This is a genomic window from Actinomycetota bacterium (genome assembly GCA_035540895.1).
Taxonomy (GTDB): domain Bacteria; phylum Actinomycetota; class JAICYB01; order JAICYB01; family JAICYB01; genus DATLFR01.
In genome coordinates, this window is sequence record DATLFR010000141.1 from 1 (window position 1) to 3,341 (window position 3,341).

Consider the following 3,341-nt stretch of genomic DNA (forward strand, 5'->3'; position numbering starts at 1 on the left):
GGACTGCACCCCCCGGCAGGGAGCGGTCCTCGTCGGCTCGAACAAGGTGAGCTTCCGGGCCGAGGCGACGGGGGCGGGTGAACGTCTCGACCAGGTGCAGCTGCGGATCCTGAGCGAGGAGCCCAGCGAGGTCCCCCACCCCAACGACAACCGGCCCGTGATCTCCGAACGACCGCCCGACACGGCGGTGAAGGATTACAGCTTCGATTGGGACACCATCCTGATCACGCCGTACAACGGCCGGTACAAGCTCGAGGTGTACGTCCGGATCCGCACCGTCACCGGGAACACCCAGGAGAGGACCTTCTCCCGGGGGGACCTGAAGGTGAACAACCCCCCGTCCACGCCCGGGCGGCCCAAGGTCGTCTCGTCCACCAGTGCCGGACACAGCGTCAGCTGGCCGGCGTCCGACGAGCCGGACGTCAGGACGTACACGCTCTACCGGGCTCGCACGGACAGCGCCTCGGAGACCCCGGACGCCGACGACTTCAAGCGCCTGCTCGACACGCCGCAGAACGAGGTGTTCGTGAGCGTCACGGAGCCGGGTGCCTACTGGTACAGGGTCCGCGCGACACGGCGCAGCGTGGTCACGCCCGACACCGGGATCTCATCGACCGTCGGCCCCCGGTCCATCGATCCGGGTGTGGTGACCGCGCCGACGCCCGGTCCGGACGGTGCGCCGCCGGCCACACGCACGGGACCCCGGGTCCCGGGCGGCGGCGCTCGGACCCCCCTCGCCGCGAAGCCGCTCCCGAGGCTGTCCGCCAAGCCGGCTCCCGTCCCGGACGCCCCCTTCTCCACGGTCCTCGACTACGGCGACATCGCCGAGCTGGAGGACGGCGAGGGCGACGAGATGGGTTGGGGCGACGAGGACAGGGTGGCGGACCGTCGCGAGGCGGCGGAGGAGGCCAGACGGCGGACCCTGCCGGCCGCTATAGGGCTGTTCATGTTCTCGGCCTGGGCCGTCCTGACGCGCAGCCGCGTCCTGACCTGAGGTTGGACGAGCTCCAGGCGTCCCTGATCGTCGAGTCCTGGCGCGGCGGGGCAGGCCTCGTCTCCCGCGGTCCGCGCTGGCTCCTGGGGTTCGCACCCGCCGACCCCGCCGATGTCGAGCGCCACACGGGACGCCGCGCGCGTTCGGGCGAGGTGTGGCGTGTCCAGGTCGGGGGCAGGTTCCTCGGGGTCGACGGGACCGTGTACCCAGGCGGCGTCCCGTTCCCCGAGGAGCTGGCGGGGAAGGTGGCGGCAGTCTCGACCGAGGTCTGGCTCTACGTGGAGCCGGACGAGCAGCGGATCGTCGGCTCCTACTCCTGGCCGGAGGCGGTGAGGAGGCCGATCGCGGCCCGTCCGGAGCCGGACTTCCTGCGGGAGGAGCTGTCCGACGCCTCGGTCGCGGAGGAGGGAGGGGACGTCCGGATCGAGTTCCCACGTCACCCTCGATGGGAACAGCGCCTCGTCTCGCGCTCGGGCCCGGGAGAGGTGGTCGTCCTGTGCATCGGGCCCACGCTCCCCGACCCGTTGAACGAGATGGTCCTGTTCTCCTGCGGTGGGTTGTCGCTGCGCATGGTGGAGGCTCCGGGTCGACCCGATCTCGACGCGATCGCGCAGGCAAGCGGGCCCCCCTACCGCGGGCTCGCGGTGGGGGACTCGACCGCGGTAGGTCGGGAGCCGGGGCGCGCCCTGGGCCCCCATACGTGGCCGTGGCCGGGCGAGCTCATCTGGTGGCGCGAGGGTCAGAGGTACACCCTCAGGGGGGACCAGCCGCTGGCCGTCCTGGGCGAGGTCGCCGAGACGGTGTCCTAACAGCGGAGGGCGGCGCGGACCGCCTCGGCCGGGGTGGTCACCGACCGGATCCCGGCGGGGGACCGTCCGCGCACCCGCGGTTCCCATCCGCCCAGGGAGATGACTGGGCGTCCCATCTTCATCGCGAGCCCGATCTCGGAGAGGGTCCCCCAGCCGCCCCCCAGCGTGATCACCGCATCCGAGGCTCGAACGACCAGGACGTTGCGGCCCTCGCCCATCCCGGTGGGGACGGCGATCGTGCACCAGTCGTTGGCTTCGTCCCGGCTGTCGCCGGCGACGAAGCCGAGCACCGTCCCGCCTGCCTCGTGGGCGGCCCGGGACGAAGCCTCCATCACGCCCGTCCCCGCTCCCGTCACCAGGACCGCCCCCGACTCAGCGAGGAGCCTTCCCACCTCGGCCGCCAGCGCGCGTTCCTCGTCGCTCGCGTCGTGGGGGCCGCACAGGGCGACGTACCGGCGCTGCATCTAGCCTCCCGTGAGCAGGCGAAGGACCGCCAAGGCTCCCTGCTTGTGCAGGTACTCGTTGAAGTTCCCGCACTTCGGGGACTGCACACACGACGGACACCCGGCCTCGCAGGGGCACGCCGCGACGCGATCGCGCGTGGCGGACAGGTGCTCGAAGGCCACCTCGAAAGCGTGGTCGCAGATCCCCGCGCCCATCGGGTGACCGTCGTAGATGAACCAGGTCGGCATGTCGGTGTCCGGATGCAGCGGGGTGGAGAGCCCGCCGATGTCCCAGCGGTCGCACATCGCGAAGACGGGGAGGATGCCGATCGAGGCGTGCTCGGCGGCGTGCAGGGAGCCCAACACGAGCTCGAGGTCAACCCCGAGGGGCTCGAGCGCACCGTGCAGGAGCCCCTCGTCGATCGTGTACCAGACGGCGCGCGTGACGAGCGTCTGCGGTGGGAGGTCCAGATCGTGCTGCTCGATCACCATGTGGTCGGGTAGGCGCTTGCGCTGGTACCCGGTGACCCTGTCCGTCACCTCCACCAACCCGACGTGCAGCCCGGCCGGACCGATCACCGAGGAGGCGTCCTCGGACAGAACGACGAGGTCGTGGTCGACGCCGGCCTGGGTGTACTCGTTTCGGGGAGCCCGGCCCACGAGCGCGACCCGGTCTTCGATGACGAGGTCGACGACCCGGTACGTCTCGCCCTGGTGCAGGTAGATGGCCCCCGGGTGCAGCTCCTGGTACGCGCGAGCCGTGTCCGCCGAGCCCACCAGGCGCCCCGTCTCCCGCTCGACGATCCGGAACGGACGCCCCCCTGCCGACCGGATGTTGACGTCGGGTGCGGGCGGACGGGTGGAGGCCCACCAGTGCCTGTCCCGACGCTCCCGCAGCTCGCCGTCCGCGAGCATCTCCCCCACCACCTGGGACGTGCGAGGGCCGAACATGCCGGCGTCCTTCTCGGTCAGCGGGAGCTCGTACGCGGCGCACCCGAGGTGGGGACGGAGGACGTGCGGGTTGGACACGTTGACCAGGGCCGCCTCGTGGGGGCGGCCGAACAGGTCGTCGGGGTGTTCGACGTAGTACTGATC

4 protein-coding genes are annotated in these 3,341 nt (G+C 71.7%); 2 read left to right on the forward strand and 2 right to left on the reverse strand.

Annotated features, from left to right (window positions below; translation table 11 throughout):
* A partial coding sequence (locus VM840_07975; protein ID HVL81512.1) for a hypothetical protein occupies positions 1 to 994 on the forward strand: 994 nt, incomplete at its 5' end.
* Between the two features lie 2 nt (positions 995 to 996).
* Entirely contained in the window at positions 997 to 1,803 is an 807-nt protein-coding gene (locus VM840_07980) for a hypothetical protein (GenBank protein HVL81513.1), read from the forward strand.
* On the opposite strand, the gene VM840_07985 is transcribed toward VM840_07980, so the two are convergent.
* Together VM840_07985 and VM840_07990 are read right to left on the reverse strand one after the other, a co-directional pair.
* Positions 1,800 to 2,267 (reverse strand): TIGR00725 family protein, encoded by a 468-nt coding sequence (locus VM840_07985; protein HVL81514.1) that lies wholly within the window; start codon positions 2,265 to 2,267, stop codon positions 1,800 to 1,802. The two genes, VM840_07980 and VM840_07985, sit on opposite strands and share 4 nt — an antisense overlap.
* The coding region (locus VM840_07990; protein ID HVL81515.1) for a Zn-binding domain-containing protein at positions 2,268 to 3,341 on the reverse strand (1,074 nt) is incomplete at its 5' end.